Source organism: Synechococcus sp. A15-28 (assembly GCF_014280175.1).
In the GTDB taxonomy this organism is placed as follows: domain Bacteria; phylum Cyanobacteriota; class Cyanobacteriia; order PCC-6307; family Cyanobiaceae; genus Parasynechococcus.
Genome location: NZ_CP047931.1, coordinates 905,261 through 928,725, shown reverse-complemented (window position 1 = coordinate 928,725; position 23,465 = coordinate 905,261). Strand labels below are relative to the sequence as shown.

Genomic DNA, 23,465 nt, shown 5'->3' with positions numbered 1-23,465 from the left:
CATCCTCAGCACCAGATGTGGTGGTCAGGGCACAAGAACAGCTTCTGGGCGCTGCGCGAAGACGTCTGCAGCCTGTTCGTACTGATGCGCCACCTGCAGCAGTCGCGGCTCATCGAGCACATTGCCGATCAGCTGCATCCCGATCGGCAGCCCCGCAGCACTGAATCCACAGGGAACGCTGATCGCCGGGAGCCCAGCCAGGTTCACAGGGATGGTGAGCAGGTCAGCCAGATACATGGCCAGCGGGTCATCGGCATGGGCGCCGGTCTTGAACGCTGTGGATGGAGCTGTTGGTGTAAACAGAACATCCACCTGCTGGAACGCCGAATCGAAGTCGCGACGAATCAGGGTACGGACCTGCTGAGCCTTTTTGTAGTAGGCATCCACGTAACCGGCGGAGAGGGCATAGGTGCCGATCAGAATCCGGCGCTGCACCTCGGCTCCGAAACCTTCGGCGCGACTGCGGGAGGTCATGCCCGCCAGGCTTTCGGCATCGTCAGCCCGGAAGCCATATTTGACGCCGTCGTAACGGGCCAGATTGGCGGAGGCTTCCGACGGCGCGATGACGTAGTACGTGGCGATGCCGTCGTTGAAGCGCGGGCAGCTCACATCCACCAGTTCAGCGCCGAGAGCCTCCAGCTGGGCAGCGGAAGCCTGTACGGAGGCCTTCACTTCGGGATCAAGCCCTTCGGCGTCAAAACATTCGCGGATGATGCCGACCTTCAATCCCTTGATGGATGTGTTCAGGCCCCCGGTGTAATCGGGAACGTCCGCTTTCAAACAAGTGGAATCGCGCGCATCATGGCCGGCGATCACCTGAAGCAGCTCGGCCGCATCCGCCACAGACCCGGCGAAAGGTCCGACCTGATCCAGGGAACTGGCAAAGGCAACAAGCCCCCAACGGCTGACCCTGCCGTAGGTGGGCTTCAACCCCACAACACCGCAGAAGGAAGCCGGTTGGCGGATCGAGCCGCCCGTATCCGAACCGAGTGAGGCCACACAGCTGCCGGAAGCCACGGCGGCCGCACTGCCGCCGGAGCTGCCGCCGGGAACATGGCCGATGTTCCAGGGGTTTTTGGTAGCACCAAACGCCGATGTCTCGGTGGACCCCCCCATGGCGAATTCATCCAGATTGGTCTTGCCGACCAACACGGCTCCGGCAGTCCACAGCCGATCGGTCACGGTCGACTCATAGGGAGGCACGAACTGTTCAAGCATGCGGCTCGAGCAGGTGGTGCGAACACCACGGGTGCAGAGGTTGTCCTTGATTGCCAACGGCAGACCCGCCAGAGGACCGAGGTCTTCCCCTGCGGCACGGGCCTGATCGACACGATCGGCCTCGGCGCGAGCCCGATCAGCCGTCACCTGCACGAAGGCATTCAGGGATGGCTCTGACCGCTCCAACCGCTGGAGATGCTCATCCACCAGTTCCCTGGAGGAGACTTCACCGGCCTGCAGTTGCTGACGCCACGCGCTGATCGTCATGAAACCGCGATCTGTTGCAGGAGCGACGCTATCAGCCGCGGGATCAACCCTCGGCAGCGATGGTCAATGGCTCGCGACGGCGCGTCCGCAGCAAGGTGTGGCGCATGGACTGAGGCTGCTCGGAGCCCACATCCTCGATGAAGGTGGCGAGCTCACTCTCCAGGCCATTGCGGGTGAGGAAAGGGCCGAACCAGTAGGTCACATCGGGCCCGGTGGTCTCGACGCGGGCCCACCAAGCCAGACCGACACCATTGGCGAGGCTGCGCAGCGGCCGGATCAGAGGGCTCATGGAGCTCATGTCTTGTAGGGGCATTTTGCACCGACCAGGCCAAATAACACGGTCTTCTCAGGGAGAAAGCTGGATGCTCTGATCAAACTCCAAACCTGCATCGCGATCACGGCGTTCAAGTTCCAGTTCGATGCGCTCCTCGGGAGGCGCCGTTTCAACGGGCTGCTCAGGCATGTCATCATCGCGCTGGCCAGCCATCCGCGCCCTCTGAATCGGCGGCGATGGAGCCTGACCATGAATGTCCTTCATCCAGTTGCGGCGGGCCACCTCGTAGACGCATAGCGCTGTGGCCACCGATGCATTCAGGCTTGGCGTCACCCCCCGCAGCGGAATCCTCACCAACTGGTCGCAGTGTCGGCGTGTCAGCAGGGACAGCCCTTGATCCTCGGAACCGGTCACCAGCACCAGAGGCCCGCTGAGATCCACATCGGGCAAGGTCACATCGCCCTCTCCCGCCAGGCCGATCACGCGATAGCCGGCATCCTTCAGCTTCTCAAGGGAGCGGTTGAGGTTGACCACCCGCGCCACCGGCAGGTGTTCGAGGGCACCAGCAGCCACCTTTGCCGCCGAACCCGTCAGGCCAGCGCTGCGTCGCTGGGGCAACACCACACCATGGGCCCCCATCGCCTCAGCCGAGCGGACCACCGCGCCCAGGTTGTGGGGATCCGTGACGCCATCCAGAGCCAGCAGCAAGGGCGGTTCCCCCAGATCGGAACAACCGTCAATCAAGCTCTCCAGATCGATTGTGTCTGCAGCTGCTGTCTGCAGCGCAATGCCCTGGTGCACCGAACCTCCGGTGATCTGCCCCAGACGAGCCCACGTGACCTCCTCCACCAGCACGCCGGAAGCCTTGGCATCGCGAAGCAACTGCAGGAACTTGGCGGCGCTGCGCATCTCAGGAGTGCACCAGATGCGATGAATCGGTCTCCCGGCTTCCAGCGCCGCGAGTGCGGCATGGCGTCCCCAGACCAGATCATCCGCTGGCGGTGTGGCAGCAGCAGCCTCGCCCTCTGGTCTGCGCTGAGGACGATCCCGGAACGGGAGACGCGAACGCTCCCTTTGAAACGAAGGCCGCCGATCACCGCGCCGGTCGCCCTGAGCATCATCACGACGTCCATAGGACCGCTCGTCACGACGTTGATCGTCCCGACGCCCCTCCCTGCGCTCAGGTCGTTCAGGACGCCTGTCGGCCATGAACCGTGAACGGCCACCACGGTCTCCGCGATCGGGACGGGCTCGCCGCTCGTCGTCGGAGCGCCCCCGAGGACGGTCTTCTATGCGCCGTCTCCGGACCGGCTCCTCCTGGTTCCACTCGCGGCGATCATCATCAGGACGACGTCGGTCGCTGCGCCCCGGTCGTCCAGTCCTGGACGAACCGCCGGGACGGCGTTCAAAGCGAGGGCTCATCGGCGAGGTGTTCGGGATGTCGAGAGGGTGCCGGCCTGATCCAGGTGATCGAAAAGCTCCGCCAGGCGCGCTGGGTCGTGCAGATACAGCCAGCCCACCATTGTCTCAAACCCTGTGGCCAGTCCATACACCGCGGCATCGGATCGCTTGGGTCCACGCCCAGCCCGATTGCGGCCGCGACGGACGAGATCGCGTTCCTGGTCGCTCAACACTGGATCAAGCTGCCCAAGGGCCTCAGCCTGAGCCTGGGCACAGACTTTGGCAACAACGGCACGGTGCAGCACATCTGCGCGACCGGGAGACCGACAGAAACGCAGTCGCTGGTGCAACTCCCAGACAGCGTCCCCCAGCCAGGCCAGCTGCAGCGGGCCGAGATCAGCAGCATCATCGCCGCCGGTCTGGCCCTGGATCCACTCGCTCAAGCCGCCAGGTTGCTGAGGGCCGTCGGCAGATCCTGAGCCAGATGAAGAAACTCTTCCAACCGAACCAGCTTCACCGTCTGCATGACGCGAGAATTCCCCACCAGGGAAAATGACCGCTTGGCGTCAGTGCACTGCTTGGCGAGCTGAACAAGGGCACCCAAGCCGGAGGAATCGAGGAAATCGATCTCGCTGAGGTCGATCACCGCAGGAAGTGTGCTGGCCTTCAGCACGTCGACGACGTACTCCATGAACTGCTTCTCGGAGTAGGCGTCCAACTGTCCGGTGAAATGAAACACCAGACAGCCGTTCTGCTGTTCAAAGCCCCCGCGCAGAGAGACCGTCAGTCGCTGTAGTTCGCTGATGGGTCCAGTCTCCCCATTCAATCTCGCCACGAAGTGTAGTGATGCTGTCGGTTGTCAACCACCTCAGCCACGCCGATCCGCCATCAACGCAACGAAACGGCCGAAGTGATGATCGGCATCGTGGGGACCCGGGCTGGCCTCCGGGTGGTACTGGATCCCAAACACCGGTTGATGGCGATGTTGAAACGCGGCAACGGTGCGGTCATTGAGATTGAGGTGGGTCACCTCGACCATCGTCTCCGGCAATGCCTCGGAGGACAGGGCAAAGCCATGGTTCTGGCTGGTGATCTCCACCTGTCCGCTGGTGCCGCAGGGATGATTCAAACCGCGGTGACCGAAGCCGAGCTTGAAGGTGCGCCCTCCCAGGGCCAGGCCCAGGATCTGATGGCCCAGACAGATGCCAAACAGAGGCATGTTGGGGAGATCCAGCAGCGATCGTGCCAGGTCGATGCCACTGTCCACCGCGGCGGGGTCACCTGGGCCATTGGAGAGAAAAACGCCCTCCGGCTGATGGGACAGCACCATCTCCAGATCTGCATCCGATGGCAGAACAGTGACGGCACAGCCATGGGCGACAAGCCGATCCAGGATCGCCCGCTTGATGCCGAAATCGATGGCAACCACCCGGTAGGGATGGTCGGGGCGCTGTTTCAAGCGCTGATCAAAGCCGACGCGGCAAGGCGACGACCATTGATAGGGCTCTGGGGTGCTGACCTGGCTGGCCAGATTGAGGCCCTCCATGCTCGGGGCACGACGGACCTCGGCCAGCAGCTCAGCGGGCGAACGTCCATCACTGCTGATCACGCCATTGATGGCTCCGCCATCGCGAAGACGACGCACCAGGGCGCGGGTGTCGACACCGCAGATGCCCACCAGTCCATGGCGATCCATCCAGCCGTCGAGGGATTCAGAACTGCGCCAGTTGCTGGCTTGCGGGGCCAGCTGGCGCGCAATCACCCCCCTGGCATGGGGCAGGTCTGCCTCCTGGTCATCCCCGTTCACACCGGTGTTACCCAGCTCGGGATAAGTGAACGTGACCAGCTGCCCTGCGTAGGACGGGTCAGTGAGGACCTCCTGGTACCCAGTCATGCCGGTGTTGAAGACCACCTCACCCACAACGGAGCCGCGATGCCCGAAGGCTTCTCCGGTGAGAACGGTGCCGTCGGCCAGCACGAGATGAGCCTGACGTGATGAAGGGAGGGGCATCAGGCCAACAGCTCACGGCAATCACTCTTCATTGTCCATTTCAGCGGGCCAGGTGCTCGCGCAGGGTCTCCAGACGGGTCCAAGGCAGGCCTTCATCCAGGGTTCTGGCTGCGCGGGCAGCGGCAGACGAGAGATCCGTGTCGACCCCAGCAGCCCACAGCACCAGAGCCGTGTTCAGCGTGACCACATCGCGCTGCGCCGGTTCACCATGGCCCTGCAGCACCTGTTGAAGGATCGTCTGATTGCGCTGCAGATCTCCGCCTTTGAGAGCCTCAAGATTCGCCGTGGACAATCCCAGTTCTTCGGGACGGAGCTGAAGGGAACGAATGGCACCGGCTTCGATCAGGCGCAGGTCATTGGGGCCTGCCAGCGATGCCTCATCCAGTCCCCCGGCGCCGTGGACGACCACAGCCCGCTCCAGACCAAGGCGTTGGAGGGCTCCGGCCATGGGATCCAGCAGATCGTCCCTGGCCACCCCCAGCACCTGGGCCTGTGGTTTCAAGGGATTGACCAGAGGGCCAAGCAGGTTGAACACCGTGCGGACGCCAAGACTGCGACGCAACGGCGCCAGATTCACCAGGGCTGGATGCCAGGCCGGGGCGAACAGAAAGGTGACACCGGCCGCTGGAATCGCATCGATGACGGCTTGCAATGGAGCCTTGAGATTGAGGCCAAGTCCCTCGAGCACATCAGCGGAGCCGACCTTGCCACTGGCACTGCGGTTGCCATGTTTCGCCACCTCAACACCACAGGCCGCTGCGGTGAAGGCGACGGCAGTGGAAATGTTGAAGGTGTCGGCACCATCGCCACCCGTGCCGCAGGTGTCGACGAGGAAACGATCGGGGCGGGCACAGGGCAGCGGACAGGCCTGTCGCAGCACCGCCGCCATCGCCGCCAACTCCTCGGCCTCCATCCCTTTGGCCCGGAGACCGGCCAGAAAGGCACCGGTCTGCACGGGCGTCAGGGACTCCGACAGCCAGGCCTGCATCAGGTCCGTCGCCTGAGCAGCCGAAAGGTTTTCACCGCCAAGCAGCTGCTCCAGCAGACCGGACCAGGGGGTAGAGGCAGGGGACATGACGCGCGATGAGCCCATGGGCTCCCACTATCCCCGCGAAGCGCTGAGCTGACCAGATTCAGTTGTCACTGGCTTCGCTCGTGTCGAAGCCGGACCCCACCGCCTCAGATGCTGCTGCTCCGGGGCGGTATCCCTGGGTCCAGAGCGCACGCACCTGGTCATTGAGCTCGTCCCGACTCAGGGACCAAAGGGTCAGCAAACGCTGCATGTCCTGCTGCAGGTCATCAGCACCGGGAAAACCGTCGTAACGGATCAGCAGGCGAGCCAGCTCCGTACGTTCAGCGTTACCGGGAGAATCACAGGCCAGCAGACGATCGATCAAATCACGGTCTGTCCCATGGAGGGGATGGTTCTGGGTTGGTTCAGACGAGGAATCAGACATCCGTAAAGGACCGCACCCACCTAGGTTGGCCTGCCCTGATCGGAAACCGCATGGCGGCCATGCGCCTGGACCTGATCGGCCGTTATCTACGCCCCCACCGCCGAACCGTCATCTTCGGTGCCATCGCCCTGGTGGTGGTCAATGTGCTCAGTGTCACCATCCCGATGGAGGTGCGAAGGGTCATCGATGAGCTTCAGGAGGGCTTTGCCTACGACAGCGTTCTCAGCCAAGCTGCTTGGATCGTGTTGCTGGCGACCACAATGGGAGCCGTGCGGTTGCTGTCCCGGCAGCTGGTGTTCGGTGTCGGCCGCCAGGTGGAGGTGAACCTCCGCCAGCGACTTTTCGATCACATGCTGCGGCAGGAACCGGCCTGGGTGCAGAGCACCGGCAGTGGGGATGTGATCAACCGCGCCACCAGCGATGTGGAGAACATCAGGCGGCTGCTTGGCTTCGCCATTCTCAGCCTAACCAACACTCTGCTGGCCTACAGCCTGACGCTGCCGGCCATGTTGACGATTGATCCCTGGCTGACCCTGGCTGCCATCGCGCCTTATCCGGTGATGCTCACGGTGGTGCGCCTGTTCGGCGGGCGAATGATGAAGCAACAGCGCCGTCAACAGGAGGACCTGTCCGGGTTGAGCGATCTGATCCAGGAGGACCTCTCCGGCATCGGAGCGATCAAGATCTACGGCCAGGAGGCATCTGAGCAGCAGGCATTTTCCCAACGCAACAGCAGCTACCGAAACAGCGCCATCGGCCTGGCACGGACCCGAAGCACGCTGTTCCCACTGCTGGAGGGCCTGACCGCCATCTCACTTCTGCTGCTTCTGGCCCTGGGCAGCGGCAGGCTCATCGACGGCAACCTGACCACCGGCGGTCTGATCGCGCTCGTCATTTATGTACAACAGTTGGTTTTCCCCACTGCACTCCTGGGCTTCACCCTCAACACATTCCAGACCGGGCAGGTGAGCCTGGAACGGGTGGAGGAACTGCTGCGACGCCAACCGGCGATCCTTGATGGGAACGATCCGATCACAGCGGAGCAGCCACGGCGTGGACGACTCGAAGCTCGGGGCCTGCGCATCCGTTACGAGGGTTCCGAGCGCGACACCTTGAACGGCCTCGATTTCTGCATTGAACCCGGCGAACTGGTGGCCGTGGTCGGTGCCGTGGGCTGCGGCAAGACAACGTTGGCCCGTGCCTTCGGCCGCATGGTGCCCGTCCCGGATGGCCAGTTGTTCCTGGATGGGGTGGACATCAACCGCTTGCCCTTAAAGGATCTGCGAGGCGATGTGGCCATGGTTCCCCAGGAAGGGTTTCTGTTCACCAGCACCCTTGCCGACAACCTGCGCTATGGAGAACCCAACGCCGGGGATGACCGGGTTGAACGCGCCGCCGAACGGGCGCGACTGTCGGACGACGTCAAGGGGTTCCCGGAAGGATTCAGCACGATCGTGGGCGAACGGGGCATCACGCTCAGCGGCGGACAACGTCAACGCACGGCCCTGGGGCGTGCCCTGCTGGTCTCCGCACCGGTGCTCGTTCTGGACGACGCCCTGGCCAGTGTCGACAACAACACCGCAGCCGCAATCCTTGATTCGATCCGATCCCAGGAGGGTCGCACCATCGTGATGATCAGTCACCAGCTGTCGGCCGCAGCTGCCTGTGACCGGATTCTGGTGATGGACAACGGTCGAATCGTGCAGCAGGGACACCACAACGACTTGATCACCACTGCCGGCATCTACCGAAGACTCTGGGAACGTCAGCAGGCCGCTGAACAACTTGAGGAGATGGCTTCCTGAAGAAGTTGGAAGTTGATGGGGACAACAGCCGCACCAGCGGCTTAGCTGGTGAGGTGCAGGACCCTTCCATGACCAGCAGCTCACCTCTGGCGATGCGCTGCACGCTCACCTTCGGTGACATCTACGGCCAGGTGCTGGCCTGGATGGCCGTGATCTTTGTGAGCCTGGCGGCGGGACTGGCCCTGATGGGCTCATCACGCCCCATTTTCGCGCTCGTGGGCGTCGGTCTGATCCTGGTGCTGAGCCTTCCCTTTCTCCTGTTCGCGTTCGTCACCACCCTGCTGAACCACATTCAGCTCGAACCTGTTCAGGACAGCGATCAGCCTGCCTAGGGTTATCGAAATTTCTCTTCATTCATGCTCCCCTCCTGGTTGACCCAACGTGGTGGTGAGTCTTCGGCGGACGCGATGCATGCCGTACTCGGCACCCCCCTGAGGGCTCCATTGATGAGCGACCAGGAGGAAGCCCTGTTTGCCTGCGGATGCTTCTGGGGGGCTGAAAAGGGATTCTGGCGTCTTCCAGGCGTGGTCAGTACAGCCGTGGGCTACGCCGGTGGTGAACGTGTCAACCCGACCTATCAGGAGGTCTGCACCGGAACCACAGGGCATACCGAGGTGGTGAGAGTGGTCTGGAGCACTCCAGCCATCGACTTCAGTGATCTGCTGAAACTGTTCTGGGAATGCCATGACCCCACTCAGGGGAACCGCCAGGGAAACGACACAGGAACCCAGTACCGCTCGGCGATCTACACCACGACAGATCAGCAGATGAGCCTCGCCCTGGCCAGCAAAACGGCCTATCAGAATGCCCTGAATCAACAGGGTTACGGCCCGATCACCACGGAGATCCTGGCGGATCAGACCTTCTACTTTGCTGAGCCCTACCACCAGCAATACCTCGCCAAGCCCGGCAGTCGTCCCTATTGCTCGGCCATGCCCACCCAGGCTGAGCTGAAGGAGTTTGAGGGCAACAATTACCGCCTTCCATCAACGGTGTGGACGGCCTACGACTGGAGCATCAACCACTGTGTACTGCGCAGTGACAATGCCCCGATCCGTTTGGCCTGAGATGACAGCTCGTCAGGTCCTGGTGGCGATTGGTCTGACAGTGCTGTTGGTGATCGCTTTGGTCTTCTCCACCCGCACCCCAGAAGCCAGCCGTGGGCCTGAGCTGCTCTGGCGGGAAGCTCCGTCGTCATCACTATCGCCATCCAGGACATTGCAAATCTGACCACCGCGTTGGGGAAGCGCTCTGGGTCGATGGCATGGTGTGGACATCATCGCCATCAGGGATCGCTGTGAGCGTTCCGCCGGACCCGACGGATCGACGCCGGCTTCACCCACTCCCCAAGGGACTGGTGGAGCTCTACGGACTCATCGCCGTGTTGGTGGTGCTCATCCCTGAGTGGCTGGCCGAAGGCACCATCAGCATTGGCCAGGCCGGCGGACCGAGCACACTGCCGATGCGAGCACGGGCCTGGCGAACGCTTCCCGAACTAAGGCTGGCGGCCATGAGCCTGAAGGAGATGCGTCAGATGGCTTCAGAGATGCGACTGATGCAATACGGGAACCAGTCAAGACATCAGCTCACCACTCGCATGCTGAAACGACTCAGACGGCGGAATGCCCTGTGATAACTTGAATCTGACGGGGCGTAGCGCAGCTTGGTAGCGCACCACTTTGGGGTAGTGGGGGTCGTGGGTTCAAATCCCGCCGCTCCGATCCAACCGTCCAAACCCCGACTTCATCGCTCAGCGATAGGTCAAAAGCCGGCACTCATGTGCCGGCTTTTTTATGCCCTGTTTCCCTGATCAGCGACGCGGCAGATGGGCGATGACCAGATGCCGCTGAGCATCGATCTTCAGCCATCCCTCATCACGCAGCAGACCGATCACGCGCGTCACAGTGACACGAGTGGTGCTCAGAGCACTGGCCATTTCCTGATGGGTCAGCCGCAGATTGAGTCGCAAGCCGTCGTCACAAGGTTGGCCATAGTCCTGGGCCAGCATTTCCAGAAAACCGCGCACGCGCTCCTCAACGCGGCGCAAGCCCAGCAGAGCAAGCATGTATTCGGCCTGCCGATATCGGGCACCGATGGCATCCATCATCGCGATCGCAAGCTGTGGCGACTGCTCCACCTCGGTGGTGCTGAGGCAAAGAAGGTCGCAATCACTCAAGGCCACTGCCTCATAGGCCTCAACGGCGCTCAGGGGTTCACCGAACGGCTCGTTCGGTCCGGCGAGACCCAGCAGCAACTCATCGCCATGAACGGACACGGCACCCAGCTTCACCATGCCGCGAACCACAAGCCAGATGCTGTTCTTGAGCAGCGGAACGACACTTCCGGCCGTCAGGTGAACAAGATTGCGTTTCTGATAGTTGGTCTCCAGCAATTCCCTGAAACCGTCACGTCTTGGGGAGAGCTCACGGGAGGGAATCGCAACCATTGGGATGTTCCGCGGATACATCCGAACTGTATGGAGCACAACATGCCCTCCAGGCAAAGGGCGGGATGTGATTCGGTTAAGGCGCGTCTAACTTTTGTCCAAGAATGAGAAAAGAACAAAAAAAGAGGGGCCCAGTGGGCCCCCGTCGGAACTGATTGAAACCGTTGGAATGAGCAACGGCTCAGCAAGTCATCACTTGCCGATCTTGTTCACAGCAGCCTTGGCCTTGGCCAGGATGTCGCCCTTCAGAGGCACGAAGCCCAGGGAAGGAGCCTTGTCCTGAGCAGCGTCGCTCAGCATGTAGTTGAAGGCTTCCTGCACGACCTCGGCGTCGTCGCCGTTGCCGGTCTCGTAAGCCAGCACCCAGGTGAGGGTGGCGATGGGGTAAGCACCCTTGGCGGAGGGGTTGGGGTTCTTGCCAGCCAGGTCCTTATCCAGCTGAATGCCGTTGAGAGCGCGGGCACCAGCAGCCACGGAGGGCTTCAGGTATTCACCGGACTTGTTCTGCAGAGCGGCAGCAACGACGTTGCCCTTGATGTAGGACTGGTTGACGTAACCGATGGCGCCCAGACGGTTCTGGATCACACCGGCAACACCGGAGTTGCCCTTGGCGCCAACACCGGCAGGCCACTTGACGGACTTACCAGTGCCCAGGGTCCAGGTGCTGGAGAAGGCCTTCATGGAGTTGGTGAAAGCCTTGGTGGTGCCGGAGCCGTCAGAACGGTGCACCCAGGTGATGGTGCCGGGCTGGCAGCCAAGATCCTGCCAGTTGCGGATCTTGCCCATGGCCACACGAACGGCCTGCTCCTGGGTGAGCTTCAGATCACAACCGGGCTTGTTGTAGCCGAAGGCGATGGTGCCACCGACCATGGGGATCTGGACAACACCACGCTTGACCTTGGCCATGTCCTTCTTCTTCATCGGATCATCCGATGCACCGAAGTTCACGGTCTGGTCGATGAAAGCCTTGCGGCCGGAGCCGGAACCGACAGCCTGGTAGTTGACCTGAGGGCCGCCGGACTTGGCCAGATCAGCGAACCAACGCTGGTAGATCTTGGCGGGGAAAGAAGCGCCTGCACCGTTCAGCTTTTCAGCGGCGGAGGCGGACATGCCAGCCCCAAGGGCAAGCACGGAAGAGACGAGAAGAGCCTTCTTAGCGAAGCTCATGAGAGGCCTAATGGGAAGTTGGCGTCCTAGGAGTAGCTAAAGAGAAACGAATCCGTCGTTAGGGACAGGTTAAGGAAAGTCGATTCTCCAGGCCTCGTGCTGGTTCTCGTTCATGTGATTGACGAAACAAGGGCTTTGATTGACCTCGCGGCGGTTCATTTACGACGCAATCGTGTCGCAACGCAGTAACCATCCAACCAACGATTGATCCGTTGCCGTTGAGCCGGAGGCACTTCTTCAAGCAATTGAGAGAGCTCCTCGGCCCCCATGCGCCGTAAGGCACGAACATCCACATGCCAGAGCGCTTCGGCCTCCCGGATCAGTCGCGCCCAGGTGCGCACCTGCTGCCACTGACGTAACCGGTTCTGGATGGGGTGGCGATAACGGTGGATGAAAACGGCCATGGATTCAGCCTGGTGGAGCGACGCCAAAACAGCCGAAACCACCCCAGTCGCTTCGGAGTGCTGAAGCAAAAGAGCACCCATTCCGAAGGAAGAGATAGATCAGGCAGCGCGGCGCTCCGAACCAGGATCAACGGCTTCGACAGGGAAATTGAGGCTCTTGATCTCCCGACGGCTCAGTCGGCGGGTCCAGGCACCTTTCACTGGATCGTTCCACCGAAAGCCAGCCTCCCGGGCGAGATGGCGATCGTCGTAGGAGACCTTGGCCCGCATCAACTGACGGGGCTCAAGGCCGTGCAGCAACATCGTCTCCAGGTCGTCGCAGCGGGCGAACACCTCGGCCAGATAGATGCAATCGGTCAAGGCACGATGGGCCGACCAAACCGGAACGCCATAGGCCAGGGCCAGATCCCTCACGGAAGGACGGGAGCGGAGCTGCCGATCGGCAGGCCAACGCAGATCCTCCATCGAACACAGCCAGGGGTGGCTGACGGCGGGCAGAGGTTCCCTGCCGAACCACTGACGATCAAAGGCAGCGTTGTGGGCCACCAGCACATCTGCAGCTACCAGCAGTTCATCGAACCAACGCAAGGCCCCAGGCCAGGGCTGAGGCAACCGTGTCACGGCAGCTGGGATCCGGTTGATCGGTTCCGCCGCATTGGACTCCACCGGCAGGAGAAAGGACTGCTGCGCCAGAACCGATCGAGACGAGACATCAAACAAAATCGCCCCGACTTCGAGACAACGATCCCTCTCCGGATCAAGCCCGGTGGTTTCAGTGTCGATGATCAACGCCGTGGCAGGCCCCGTTGGAGCAGGTGGATCGGGACGCTGATCCGGCACCGACTCCAGCAAGGTCAACTGATCAGCCATTGGCACGCTCCCTGTCCCCAGGTTGATTGTCTCGCTCAGCGCAAGAGGTTCTCTGCTTAGGGTCTGTGTTGATTGAGCAAGCCAATGGTCATCGGCGTGGGCGATTCCTTGCCCAGCTTCTGTCTCGAGGATCAGGATGGCGAGCAACGAACTCCCGAGATGGCGCGGGGTCGTTGGCTTGTTCTGTTCTTTTATCCCAAGGACGACACGCCGGGGTGCACGGCACAGGCCTGCAGCTTTCGCGACAGCAGCAGCAGCTTCGAGAACCTCGGCGCGGAGGTCTGGGGGATCAGCGGTGATGACGCCATCAGCCATCGTCGCTTCGCGACCCGCTACGGACTGAACTTCCCCCTGCTGTGGGATCGGAACAACAGCCTTCGGCGCAGCCTTGGCGTCCCCAAGGCGCTTGGACTGATGCCCGGACGCGTCACATATGTGGTGGATGGTGAAGGGGTCATCCGGCATGTCTTCAGCAACCTGTTGGATGGTCCGGCCCACGTGCGAGAGGCGGAACGGGTGATCTCCTCCCTCAAGAGCTGAGGCGAGATGAACTGGCGCCAACAGGGGAAGATCTGGCAACTGACACCGGCTCGGCCCATCGGCCAGGTGGATTTCATCGGTGGGAGTTACCTGGCGGCCACGCCCCAGGTGAGTTATCGGCGGCTGCTGGAGGATCTCGGCAACAACGGCCTGGTGATAAACGCCTGGGCCTATGTCCCGGGATTTGACCATCAGAGCCAGGCCAGGGAGGCCTGGTCCGACTTTCGTCGCGCCCGGAAGCAGCTCGAAGAGCGTTACGGCCCGTTGCCGACGCCCCTCCGCCTTGGTCACAGCCTCGGTTGCAAATTGCAGCTGCTGGCTCCGGATGGGGGCAGGAACAGCCGTGGGCTGGTGTCCCTCAGTTTCAACAATTTCCAGGCGGACCGATCAATTCCGCTGTTGGGGGAGATCGCCCCACGACTGGGGGTTGAAACCGAGTTCAGCCCATCTCCGTCGGAGACCCTGCGCCTGATCAGCCGTCACTATCAACAGGAACGCAACCTGGTGGTGCGTTTCGGTCGGGATCAGCTCGATCAGAGCGATGCCTTACTTCAAGCGCTTGAGCAACGTCCGGTCAATCACACGGAGCTGCTGCAGCTGCCAGGCGATCACCTCACCCCAGCCAGTGCAGGGCTGAGACGCAGCGTTCTGGGGGACTGGGCGGATGACCCGAAGCGCGTCGGGGTCATCCGACAGCTGACCGAGGTGATCGGCCGCTGGTCCACCTGAATCAGGCCCGCAGGCGGTCCAGAACCGAACGGTCCTCAAGGGTGCTGGTGTCGCCACTCACCTCCTGACCCGCCGCCAGGGCCCTCAGAATCCTGCGCATGATCTTGCCGCTGCGGGTCTTGGGCAGGGCATCACTGCAGCGAATCTCGTCCGGCCGAGCAATCGGTCCGATCTCTGTGCCCACATGGGCCCTGAGCTGCTTGATCAGATCCTCTGACGACTCACGCCCTGCCTCCAGCGTGACGAACGCAACGATGCCCTCACCCTTGAGGTCGTCGGGGCGACCGACCACAGCGGCTTCCGCCACCGCGGGATGGCTCACCAGAGCCGACTCGATCTCCATCGTCCCAAGGCGATGACCGGAAACGTTGATCACGTCATCCACCCGGCCCATCACCCAGAAGTACCCATCGGCGTCGCGGCGGGCGCCATCCCCAGCGAAATAGAGGTAGGAACCATCGGCAGGACGGATGTGCTCCCAATAGCTCTCGCGAAAGCGCTGGGGGTTGCCATGCACCGTGCGCATCATTCCGGGCCAGGGAGCCCGCACCGCCAGATAGCCACCTTCATCAGCTCCGCAGCTGTTGCCTTCCGCATCAACGATGTCCGCCTGAATCCCCGGCAGCGGCAATGTGGCGGATCCCGGTTTGGTGGGGGTGGCTCCAGGCAGGGGGCTGATCATCACGCCACCGGTTTCGGTCTGCCACCAGGTATCAACGATGGGGCAGCGATTGCCACCGATCACATCCCGATACCACATCCAGGCCTCCGGATTGATGGGCTCACCGACCGTGCCCAGCAGCCGCAGGCTGCCCATGTCGAACTGATCGGGCACCTCCCGGCCACTCTTCATGAAGGCTCGAATCGCCGTCGGCGCGGTGTAGAAAATCGTGATGCCGTGCTTCTGAATCAACTCCCAGAAGGCGCCTGGCTTGGAGGGGCGCGGCGCCCCCTCGTACATCACCGTGGTGGCACCGTTGGACAGGGGGCCGTAGACGATGTAGCTGTGGCCCGTGATCCAGCCGACATCCGCTGTGCACCAGTACACATCGTCATCACGGATGTCGAAGATCCACTGGAAGGTGAGATGAGCCCAGAGGTTGTATCCAGCCGTGGTGTGCACCACACCCTTGGGCTTACCGGTGGAGCCTGAGGTGTAGAGCACGAACAGCCGGTCCTCACTGGCCATCGGCTCTGCAGGGCAATCGCTGCTCTGGGGATCCACAAGGTCGTGCCACCACTGATCCCGTCCCGCCACCATCTCCACGGGCTGCTTGGTGCGCTGCACCACCAGAACACCGGTCACCGAGGGACAGGCACCCTCCGCTAATGCGGCATCAACGGCCGGTTTGAGCGAAACGGGCTTGTCTTTCCTGAATCCACCATCGGCGGTGATCACGGCCTTGGCCTCGCCGTCAATGAGACGATCGCGCAGGGCTTCGGCCGAGAAGCCACCGAACACAACGGAATGGGGAGCGCCGATGCGAGCACAGGCGAGCATCGCGATGGCAGCCTCTGGAATCATCGGCATGTACAGGGCCACAAGGTCGCCTTTGCCGATACCCATGGCCTTGAGCGCATTGGCGGCTTTGCAGACCTCCGCATGGAGCTCCCGATAGGTGAAGCGGCGCACGTCTCCGGGTTCTCCTTCCCAGATCAACGCGATCTTCTCGGCCTTGGCCCCATCCAGATGTCGGTCGAGGCAGTTGTACGAGAGGTTGGTGGTCCCTCCCTCGAACCAGCGGGCGAAGGGAGGTTCCGACCAGTCGAGAACGGTATTGAACGGCTCGAACCAGTGCAGCTCACGACGGGCTGCGTCACCCCAGAAACCATCGGGGTTGGTTGTCGCCGCCGCCGCCATCGCCCGGTAGGTCTCCAGGCTGCCGATGCGCGCTTTGGCGGAGGTGTCTGCTGGCGGCTCGAACACCCGCTGCTCCTGCAGGACACTTTCGATCGACGTATTGGACTCGGTCACAGCAGACGGGCCAAAGACAGTTGTTGCAAGGGTAAGGAGGAGTGGAACGACCGTTCCACGACCCGTATCAATCCGTCGGACAGACGGTGAACCGCAGCGAGCTTGACTGGAAGGTGCCGAACCTCTGGATGGCGTGTCCGCTCTCCCCGCCGCCTGCCTGTTCGATCTGGATGGATTGCTGCTCGACACCGAGCCGTTGCACAGCCGCGGCTGGTCTGAAGCCGCAACCCACTTCGGAGCGGAGCTCAGCGGCGACCAGTTGTTGCAGCTCAAGGGTCGCCGACGTCTCGATTGCGCTGCCCTGGTGAGCAGCTGGCTGCCGCTTCCGGTGGAGTCAGACGCATTGCTTGCGGTTCAGCAGCCGATTGTGCGAGCCCTGCTTCCCCACGCCAAAGCGATGCCCTGCGCGCAACAGCTGGTGGAGCACTGCGATGCCAGGGGGATTCCGATGGCCTTGGTGACCAGCAGCAGCCTCGAAGCCGTGACCTTCAAAGCTTTACCCCATCCCTGGCTGAAGCGAATCACGGAACGGGTCTACGGCGATGATCCTGAGCTGGAGGCCGGCAAGCCGGACCCTGCCCCCTTCCTGCTCGCCGCACATCGGCTGGGACTGGATCCCAACAGGTGTTGGGCCCTCGAGGATTCCCAGGCCGGCGCAGCGTCAGCGTTGGCGGCGGGCTGCCGGGTCTGGGTGCTGAACGAACAAAGGCCCACAGAACCCAGGGATGTGAACCCAAGGCACATCAACAGCTTGGAGGTCGTTCTGGATCAGCTGCTCAGTACAGACGACTGAGCACGAAATCGGGCAGCTCCAGCAATGCCCGCTTGCAGGCGGAATCCTTCATCCAGCCGATGGAATCGCGGGATTCGCGGGCAAAGATTTCTGCAAGCTCACGGGTGCGTGGGATGGCGCGGGAAGAGCGCACCATCTCAAGGGCATGGTCGAGGTCACCGGGCTCAGCGAATTCGCGGGAGATCAAGGCCTGAAGCCCTGGATGCTCCTCCATGGCGTAGAAGGTCGGAGCCGTGAGGTAGCCGCTGGCGAGATCACTGGCAGCCGGCTTGCCGAGTTGTTGGTCGCTGCCTGTGAAATCGAGGATGTCGTCCACAACCTGGAAGGCCAGACCCAGCTGACGACCGAAGCGATAGAGGCCATCAAGCTCCGTCGAGGAGCAATCGCTGAGAACACCAGCAGCCCGTGCGCTGTTGGCGATCAACGATGCAGTTTTGCAGTAACTCTTTTCCAGGTAGGTCTCAAAGGTCTGGGCAGTGTCGAAACGGAAAAGACCCTGCTTCACCTCACCATCAGCCAGATCCATGATCACGCGGCTGAGCAACTTCACCACCTCGAGGTCATCCAGGTTGGCCAGATGCCAGCTGGCCTGAGCAAACAGAAAATCACCGGCCAGAACGGCCACCCGAGCATCAAAACGGCTGTGGACGGTGTCGACCCCACGGCGGGTGGAAGCCTCGTCCACAACATCATCGTGAACAAGAGAAGCGGTATGGATCATCTCCGTGATCTCCGCCAGTCGGCGATGCCTGGGGGTCAGCTGACCGTCTTCGGCCAGAGCCCTTGATAGCAGCAGAACAATGCCGGGACGCAAGCGCTTTCCACCGGCGCTGAACAGGTGCTCGGCAGCGGCCTGAAGAATGGGATGACCGGCGCCGATGAGGCTGCGCAGGTCTCCGAGCAGGGTCTCAAGATCGGTTTCGACCGGTTGCAGCAGCTCGGTGACGGTGATCATGAACCCTCTCGGCGCCGCGATCCTAATGGTGATGGCCTCAGCTCTGCAGCCGTTGCAGATGAACCTCAGGGCGGGCCCCAAGCCAGGGGGTGGCGCGGTTGGCAAAACCATCAGGATCCGCCGTGACGCAAAAGCGGCATTGCCCAAGCTCAAGGGTGTCGCCGGTGGAGGCATCGGGAACCCCCAGAACCGCATCCAACTGGCGGGCCACCCCGAGCGCGGGGTCAATCAGCTGGATGGCATCGGGCAGCAACTGCTTCAACAGTGGAATCAGCAACGGGTAATGGGTGCAGCCGAGAACAATCGTCTCCACCGACGCCGCCAGCAACGGATCGAGATAGGACCTGGCCACCTGTCTCAACTCATCACTGCTGCAGTCCCCGGCTTCGATCAAGGGAACGAAGGCCGGACAGGCCTGCTCCACAACAAGAGCTCCAGGATGAAGGGCTTCGATGCTGGCGCTATAGGCCTCTGAGGCCACCGTGGCGGGTGTCGCCAGCACCCCCACCCGTCGGGTTTCCACCATGGCCGCCGCCGCACCGATCAACCCGATCACCGGGCCACCGGCCTGTCCCTCGGCCACATCCCGTGCCAAGGCATTGGTGGTGTTGCAGGCCATGACGACCGTCGACACCTGCTGATCGCGCAACCAGCCGACCACTTCAGCGGCGATGCGGCGAATCTCCGCCGGCGGGCGGTTGCCGTAGGGGACCCGGGCCGTATCCCCCAGATACACACAGGAGACGGAGCCATGGCGTTCCAGCACCCGGCGCAGCACGGTCAACCCCCCCACACCGCTGTCGAAGAAACCAAGACGCGTACTCATCACACATCCTGGCGCAGGTAGTTGAGGATCCCCGTCGCCAGAGCCAGGGCCAGGCGCCGCCGATGGTCGGCTCTGGCGAGGCGGGGACCATCGATCGCCCCGGTCACAAAACCCATCTCCACCAACGCAGCCGGCATCACCGTCCTACGGATCACGAAAAAGCGGCCCCGGCGGACCCCTCGGTTCGGGGTTCCAGGAGAGACATCCATCATCTGCTGCTGCAGGTAGCCGGCCAAGCGGCCGGATCGGGGGTCGGAGAAGAAAAAGGTCTCAATGCCGTTCACGTCCTGGCGCCGCATGCTGAGGGCATTGGCATGGATGCTGATGAAAGCGGAGGCGGACGATCGATTTGCCAGGGAGACCCGCGGCGGTAGATCGACATCCACGTCACCCATACGCGTCAGCAACACATCAACGCCGCGGGCCCGCAGCAGAGCCGCCACCTGCAGAGACACATCCAGCACGACATCGGTCTCCCGCAGACCGCCGATGCCGACAGCGCCAGGATCCGGTCCTCCGTGGCCAGGGTCGATGACGACTTTGTAGCGGTCGCGAGCCACGGTGGGCAGCCCGGATGGATCCACCGGCGTGCGACTTGGTGCAAAGCGGCCGGGGGGTCGCCAGGCCGTGGCTCGGCCGGTGAGGTCCCCTTCACCCAGATCATCCAGCCCCCGGGTCGGCAAGCCGGTGAAGGTCAGCTCCCAGCGATCGGGGGCTGTCCCCCTCAGCTTCAGCTGATTGGGATCGAGTTCGACACCGGGCCGGAACTCCACCACCAACCGCGTGGCCCCAGGCCTGGGCTTCCCCAGGCGGATCTCCTTGACCGCGCCGCGACCCGTCAGTCGACGGGGGAAGCGCAGCTCACCGGGGAAGTCGATCCAGACACGGGTGCCACGGCCGTCGCTGGCATCCTGAAAAAAAGCCTGCAACCTGGCATTGCGGCTGGTCCGCAACTGCAGGGTGCCATTTTCAGTGAGCGCCCATGCCGCCAGGGCACTGGCCGCCTGAGCCGGCAACGACGGCAGCAGCAGACAGAGCTGCAAGGCCACTGCCGCAAGACAGCGCCATCGGCGGGGTGTTGCCGCAGGCATCGACGTCAGAACAGTGCCGGCCTGCGGTGACGCAGGCTGGGCATCTGGTCCCGGACGTGGCCCTGATGCGCCGTGTTGACGGGGGCAATTGCGGCTCCGGGCAACACGCCCGCATCGGCCAGCACCGTGCCCCAGGGATCAATCACCATGGCGTGACCATGGGTTTGACGACGCCCGTAGTGCAATCCGGTCTGCGCGGGAGCCAGCACATAGGCGGTGTTCTCGATGGCCCTGGCCTGAAGCAGCACTTGCCAGTGGTCCTTGCCGGTGAAGGCGGTGAAGGCAGCTGGAATCATCAGCAGATCGGCGCCGGCACCGATGAGATGTCTGTAGAGCTCAGGAAAACGAACGTCGTAGCAAATGGACAGCCCCACCTTGCAAAGACCGGGAACGTCGACCACAGGGGGCAACGTCTGGCCCGCATTCACCGTTGCCGACTCGCAGTAGGTGTTCCCGTCGGGCAGATCAACATCAAACAGATGGATCTTGTCGTAGCGGGCGAGCAGCTGACCATCCCGGTCCACCAGTTCCGCCCTGTTCAGGGTTCTGGAGCCATCGCCCACCGGTGCCGGGAAGCCTCCGCCCAGCAGCACCACCTGGTAGCGCCGCGCCATCGTTACCAGAAAGCGGCTGCAACGCTCAGCGAGGTCGGACGCCAGCTCAAGTCGGCGGCTGTCCTCGCCCATGAACGCGAAGTTCTCGGGTAGTCCCACCAGATCCGCACCACGACGAGCCGCCAGATCGATCTGCTCCTCGGCGGCATTGAAATTGCGATCCGGGTCCTGGCTGCTCGTGAGCTGCACGGCAGCCGCCAGGAAGTCGTTCACGGGATCTGGAGATTGAGTCGGACTTTAGGGGCGTTCAGATCGCCTGCAGCACTCCTGGCGACTGTTGCGTGGGAACGACATCCAACTGATCCAGACCGGCACAGCAGCGGAAGTCGTCTTCATGGTCGCCGAGCCGGATCAACCGCTGCCCATGACTGGCCGTGCGCAGACAGGCTTCCGGATCGTGACGCCACTGCTGCCAGAGGGCCACCGCTGCTGTGGCCTCGTCGTTGGCGACCGTCACCGCTTCATCCAGTTCCTGCAGCCGTGCCGTCAGAGCTCCGGCGGCCAGGGAATCTTCGAGGGAATAGGTGCCTTCCCAACCGCTGCCCACAATCGCCACGGTTTTGGGTGACTCCTTCAGAAGTCGCTGGGCGACCGCGTCTCGGTTCGGCAGAGAAGCGGTGAGCAGCAACGGCACTTGACGGACCCGATCCAGGGCGCGGGTGCCGTTGGTGGTGCTCATGAACAGGCGTTTGCCGGCAACGGTGGCGGGGACGACGGCCACAGGGGAGTTGCCGAGGTCGAAGCCCGCCAGGGTCTGGCCCCCTCGTTCGCCCAGCAGAAGGCGGCGGTCGGCCGGCCAGGCCTCAGCGGCTGCCCGCAGATCGTCGAGGTCGGCGAAGGCCTGCACCGCTTCCGCTCCGTGATGCAGCGCCCAGGCGATGGTGGTGGTGGCGCGCAGCACATCGATCACCACCGCCGCATCGGGGCTGGCATCGGCCGGCATCTGCGCCGGAACGTGGAAATAGGAAATCTGCATGGCCACGCTCATCATCGGCGTGCGACACAGTACCGAGATCGCCTGTGATCCCCTCGTCGCCTCCATGGCCCTGTTCCGATCTGGCCCGGCCACCCGCGACCTGCGCGGATTCCTTGAACTGCTGGATCAGCGCGGACAGCTGAAGCGGATCACGGCTCCCGTCGACCCTGATCTTGAGCTGGCGGCCATCGCCGACCGCGTGCTGTCCCAGGGCGGACCCGCCCTGTTGTTCGAGAACGTCATCGGATCATCCATGCCGGTGGCGGTGAACACCCTGGGCACCGTCGAACGCGTGGTCTGGAGCATGGGCCTTGAGCGGGCCGAGCAGCTGGAGGAGCTTGGATCCAGGCTGGCCCTCCTGCAGCAACCCCGCCCTCCCAAGGGACTCAGCGAAACCAAGCAATTTGCCCGGGTGTTCTGGGATCTGGTCAAAGCAAAACCGGACCGCGACCTCACCCCCCCCTGCCGGCAGCAGATCTTCAAAGGCGATGCCGTCAATCTCGACAACATCCCGTTGATTCGTCCCTGGCCAGGGGACGCTGGCGGCGTCATCACGCTTGGGTTGGTGATCACCAAGGATCCGGAAACCGGCGTTCCGAATGTGGGCGTCTACCGGCTCCAGAGGCAGTCGGTGAACACGATGACCGTGCATTGGCTCAGCGTGCGGGGCGGTGCCCGTCACCTGCGAAAGGCAGCCGCCATGGGCAAAAAACTTGAGGTTGCGGTGGCCATCGGCGTGCACCCGCTGCTGGTGATGGCGGCCGCCACCCCGATTCCCGTTCAACTGAGTGAATGGCTGTTTGCCGGGATTTACGCCGGCGAGGGCGTGCGTCTCACCCCCTGCAAGACCATCGACCTGCAAGTACCCAGCCACAGCGAAGTGGTGCTGGAGGGAACGATCACCCCGGGTGAGGTGCTGCCCGACGGCCCCTTCGGCGATCACATGGGGTTTTACGGGGGCGTGGAGGACTCTCCGCTGGTGCGCTTCCACTGCATGACCCAGCGTCGGGATCCGGTGTTCCTCACCACCTTCAGCGGCAGGCCACCAAAGGAAGAGGCGATGCTGGCCATCGCTCTGAACCGGATCTACACCCCGATCCTGCGGCAGCAGATCCCGGAGATCACGGACTTCTTCCTGCCGATGGAAGCCCTCAGCTACAAGCTGGCGGTGATCTCCATCGACAAGGCGTATCCGGGCCAGGCCAAGCGCGCGGCCATGGCCTTCTGGAGTGCCCTGCCCCAGTTCACTTACACCAAGTTCGTGGTGGTGGTGGACAGCCACATCAATGTGCGCGACCCGCGCCAGGTGGTGTGGGCGATCGCGGCGCAGGTGGACCCCCAGAGGGACCTGTTCACCCTGGCGGACACCCCCTTCGACAGCCTTGATTTCGCCAGTGAGCAACTGGGACTCGGCGGCCGACTGGCCATTGACGCCACCACCAAGGTGGGTCCTGAGAAGAACCACGAATGGGGGGAACCGCTGAGCCGACCAGCGGACCTGGAGGCACGGGTGTCGGCGCGCTGGTCCGAACTGGGACTGGATGATCTCGGGGATGACGAGCCCGATCCCAGCCTGTTCGGCTACGCCCTGGATCGCCTGATCCAGGGCCTGAAGACCAGCCCATAGGATCGGCCCAACAACGGAT

Annotated in this window: 27 protein-coding genes and 1 tRNA gene; 10 read left to right on the top strand and 18 right to left on the bottom strand. The window is 62.8% G+C overall.

The window, feature by feature from the left end; genetic code table 11:
• Positions 1-24: 24 nt before the first annotated feature.
• The 8 genes from gatA to SynA1528_RS04970 are packed head-to-tail and all read right to left on the bottom strand — an operon-like array spanning position 25 to position 6,628.
• Positions 25-1,485, bottom strand: a complete 1,461-nt coding sequence (gene gatA, locus SynA1528_RS05005) for an Asp-tRNA(Asn)/Glu-tRNA(Gln) amidotransferase subunit GatA (RefSeq protein ID WP_186587972.1) — start codon at positions 1,483-1,485, stop codon at positions 25-27.
• 43 nt (positions 1,486-1,528) lie between these two features.
• Positions 1,529-1,774 carry a DUF1816 domain-containing protein gene (locus SynA1528_RS05000; RefSeq protein ID WP_186587971.1) on the bottom strand — a complete coding sequence of 82 codons (246 nt, stop codon included), beginning with the start codon at positions 1,772-1,774 and terminating at the stop codon, positions 1,529-1,531.
• 57 nt (positions 1,775-1,831) lie between these two features.
• Positions 1,832-3,181 carry a 23S rRNA (guanosine(2251)-2'-O)-methyltransferase RlmB gene (gene rlmB, locus SynA1528_RS04995; protein ID WP_186587970.1) on the bottom strand — a complete coding sequence of 450 codons (1,350 nt, stop codon included), beginning with the start codon at positions 3,179-3,181 and terminating at the stop codon, positions 1,832-1,834.
• Positions 3,178-3,603, bottom strand: a complete 426-nt coding sequence (locus tag SynA1528_RS04990) for a ribonuclease III domain-containing protein (RefSeq protein ID WP_186587969.1) — start codon at positions 3,601-3,603, stop codon at positions 3,178-3,180. The genes rlmB and SynA1528_RS04990 overlap by 4 nt, the downstream gene beginning before the upstream one ends.
• Positions 3,600-3,995: an STAS domain-containing protein gene (locus SynA1528_RS04985; RefSeq protein WP_286187910.1), complete on the bottom strand. Its 396-nt coding sequence runs from the start codon at positions 3,993-3,995 to the stop codon at positions 3,600-3,602. Before SynA1528_RS04985 ends, SynA1528_RS04990 begins: the two co-directional genes overlap by 4 nt.
• Before the next feature lie 33 nt (positions 3,996-4,028).
• Complete coding sequence (gene carA, locus SynA1528_RS04980; RefSeq protein WP_186587968.1) at positions 4,029-5,171, bottom strand: glutamine-hydrolyzing carbamoyl-phosphate synthase small subunit; 1,143 nt, start codon at positions 5,169-5,171, stop codon at positions 4,029-4,031.
• A 40-nt stretch (positions 5,172-5,211) separates the two neighbouring features.
• Positions 5,212-6,246: an anthranilate phosphoribosyltransferase gene (trpD, locus tag SynA1528_RS04975; RefSeq protein ID WP_186587967.1), complete on the bottom strand. Its 1,035-nt coding sequence runs from the start codon at positions 6,244-6,246 to the stop codon at positions 5,212-5,214.
• A gap of 58 nt (positions 6,247-6,304) precedes the next feature.
• A complete protein-coding gene (locus SynA1528_RS04970; RefSeq protein ID WP_186587966.1) occupies positions 6,305-6,628 on the bottom strand; it encodes a DUF3288 family protein in 324 nt (107 codons plus the stop codon).
• A gap of 50 nt (positions 6,629-6,678) precedes the next feature.
• Between SynA1528_RS04970 and SynA1528_RS04965 the strand changes: the two genes are divergently transcribed.
• The 6 genes from SynA1528_RS04965 to SynA1528_RS04940 all read left to right on the top strand — a co-directional run bounded on the left by SynA1528_RS04965 (position 6,679) and on the right by SynA1528_RS04940 (position 10,154).
• Entirely contained in the window at positions 6,679-8,433 is a 1,755-nt protein-coding gene (locus SynA1528_RS04965; RefSeq protein ID WP_186587965.1) for an ABC transporter ATP-binding protein, read from the top strand.
• A 68-nt stretch (positions 8,434-8,501) separates the two neighbouring features.
• Complete coding sequence (locus SynA1528_RS04960) at positions 8,502-8,765, top strand: hypothetical protein (protein ID WP_186588288.1); 264 nt, start codon at positions 8,502-8,504, stop codon at positions 8,763-8,765.
• A 24-nt stretch (positions 8,766-8,789) separates the two neighbouring features.
• Positions 8,790-9,500, top strand: a complete 711-nt coding sequence (msrA, locus tag SynA1528_RS04955) for a peptide-methionine (S)-S-oxide reductase MsrA (RefSeq protein WP_186587964.1) — start codon at positions 8,790-8,792, stop codon at positions 9,498-9,500.
• 1 nt (position 9,501) lies between these two features.
• A complete protein-coding gene (locus SynA1528_RS04950) occupies positions 9,502-9,663 on the top strand; it encodes a hypothetical protein (RefSeq protein ID WP_186587963.1) in 162 nt (53 codons plus the stop codon).
• 67 nt (positions 9,664-9,730) lie between these two features.
• Entirely contained in the window at positions 9,731-10,066 is a 336-nt protein-coding gene (locus SynA1528_RS04945) for a hypothetical protein (protein WP_186588287.1), read from the top strand.
• 14 nt (positions 10,067-10,080) lie between these two features.
• Positions 10,081-10,154 (top strand) — tRNA-Pro (locus SynA1528_RS04940).
• Between the two features lie 89 nt (positions 10,155-10,243).
• Here SynA1528_RS04940 and ptrA read toward each other — a convergent pair.
• From ptrA to SynA1528_RS04920, 4 genes are all read right to left on the bottom strand, one after another.
• A complete protein-coding gene (ptrA, locus tag SynA1528_RS04935) occupies positions 10,244-10,879 on the bottom strand; it encodes a Crp/Fnr family transcriptional regulator PtrA (protein ID WP_186587962.1) in 636 nt (211 codons plus the stop codon).
• A gap of 192 nt (positions 10,880-11,071) precedes the next feature.
• Positions 11,072-12,046, bottom strand: coding sequence for a phosphate ABC transporter substrate-binding protein PstS (gene pstS, locus SynA1528_RS04930; RefSeq protein ID WP_186587961.1), 975 nt, complete (start codon positions 12,044-12,046; stop codon positions 11,072-11,074).
• Positions 12,047-12,201: 155 nt separating this feature from the next.
• Positions 12,202-12,450 carry a hypothetical protein gene (locus SynA1528_RS04925; RefSeq protein ID WP_186587960.1) on the bottom strand — a complete coding sequence of 83 codons (249 nt, stop codon included), beginning with the start codon at positions 12,448-12,450 and terminating at the stop codon, positions 12,202-12,204.
• A gap of 99 nt (positions 12,451-12,549) precedes the next feature.
• Positions 12,550-13,320, bottom strand: coding sequence for a 3'-5' exonuclease (locus SynA1528_RS04920; protein WP_186587959.1), 771 nt, complete (start codon positions 13,318-13,320; stop codon positions 12,550-12,552).
• An 84-nt stretch (positions 13,321-13,404) separates the two neighbouring features.
• Here SynA1528_RS04920 and SynA1528_RS04915 point away from each other — a divergent pair, with 84 nt between their 5' ends.
• Both SynA1528_RS04915 and SynA1528_RS04910 read left to right on the top strand, forming a co-directional pair.
• On the top strand, positions 13,405-13,860 hold the full coding sequence (locus SynA1528_RS04915) for a peroxiredoxin (protein WP_186587958.1): 456 nt from the start codon (positions 13,405-13,407) through the stop codon (positions 13,858-13,860).
• A gap of 6 nt (positions 13,861-13,866) precedes the next feature.
• Complete coding sequence (locus tag SynA1528_RS04910) at positions 13,867-14,589, top strand: DUF1350 family protein (RefSeq protein WP_186587957.1); 723 nt, start codon at positions 13,867-13,869, stop codon at positions 14,587-14,589.
• 1 nt (position 14,590) lies between these two features.
• Here SynA1528_RS04910 and acs read toward each other — a convergent pair whose 3' ends face one another.
• Positions 14,591-16,564 (bottom strand): acetate--CoA ligase, encoded by a 1,974-nt coding sequence (acs, locus tag SynA1528_RS04905; RefSeq protein ID WP_186587956.1) that lies wholly within the window; start codon positions 16,562-16,564, stop codon positions 14,591-14,593.
• A 133-nt stretch (positions 16,565-16,697) separates the two neighbouring features.
• Between acs and SynA1528_RS04900 the strand changes: the two genes are divergently transcribed.
• Positions 16,698-17,357 (top strand): HAD family hydrolase, encoded by a 660-nt coding sequence (locus tag SynA1528_RS04900; protein ID WP_186587955.1) that lies wholly within the window; start codon positions 16,698-16,700, stop codon positions 17,355-17,357.
• Here the strand turns inward: SynA1528_RS04900 and sds are convergent.
• Genes sds through SynA1528_RS04875 form a run of 5 tightly spaced genes read right to left on the bottom strand, consistent with a single transcriptional unit; the run spans position 17,341 to position 21,819 of the window.
• Positions 17,341-18,312, bottom strand: coding sequence for a solanesyl diphosphate synthase (gene sds, locus SynA1528_RS04895; RefSeq protein WP_186587954.1), 972 nt, complete (start codon positions 18,310-18,312; stop codon positions 17,341-17,343). The genes SynA1528_RS04900 and sds overlap by 17 nt on opposite strands.
• A gap of 37 nt (positions 18,313-18,349) precedes the next feature.
• Positions 18,350-19,138, bottom strand: coding sequence for a glutamate racemase (gene murI, locus SynA1528_RS04890; RefSeq protein WP_186587953.1), 789 nt, complete (start codon positions 19,136-19,138; stop codon positions 18,350-18,352).
• Positions 19,138-20,229 (bottom strand): N-acetylmuramoyl-L-alanine amidase, encoded by a 1,092-nt coding sequence (locus tag SynA1528_RS04885; protein ID WP_186587952.1) that lies wholly within the window; start codon positions 20,227-20,229, stop codon positions 19,138-19,140. Before SynA1528_RS04885 ends, murI begins: the two co-directional genes overlap by 1 nt.
• A gap of 5 nt (positions 20,230-20,234) precedes the next feature.
• Positions 20,235-21,056, bottom strand: coding sequence for a carbon-nitrogen hydrolase family protein (locus SynA1528_RS04880; protein ID WP_186587951.1), 822 nt, complete (start codon positions 21,054-21,056; stop codon positions 20,235-20,237).
• Positions 21,057-21,090: 34 nt separating this feature from the next.
• The gene (locus tag SynA1528_RS04875; protein WP_186587950.1) at positions 21,091-21,819 is read right to left on the bottom strand and encodes a 2-phosphosulfolactate phosphatase family protein; all 729 of its coding nucleotides are present in this window, start codon (positions 21,817-21,819) and stop codon (positions 21,091-21,093) included.
• Positions 21,820-21,883: 64 nt separating this feature from the next.
• Here SynA1528_RS04875 and SynA1528_RS04870 point away from each other — a divergent pair, with 64 nt between their 5' ends.
• Positions 21,884-23,446, top strand: a complete 1,563-nt coding sequence (locus tag SynA1528_RS04870) for a UbiD family decarboxylase (protein ID WP_186588286.1) — start codon at positions 21,884-21,886, stop codon at positions 23,444-23,446.
• The last annotated feature ends 19 nt before the right edge of the window (positions 23,447-23,465 follow it).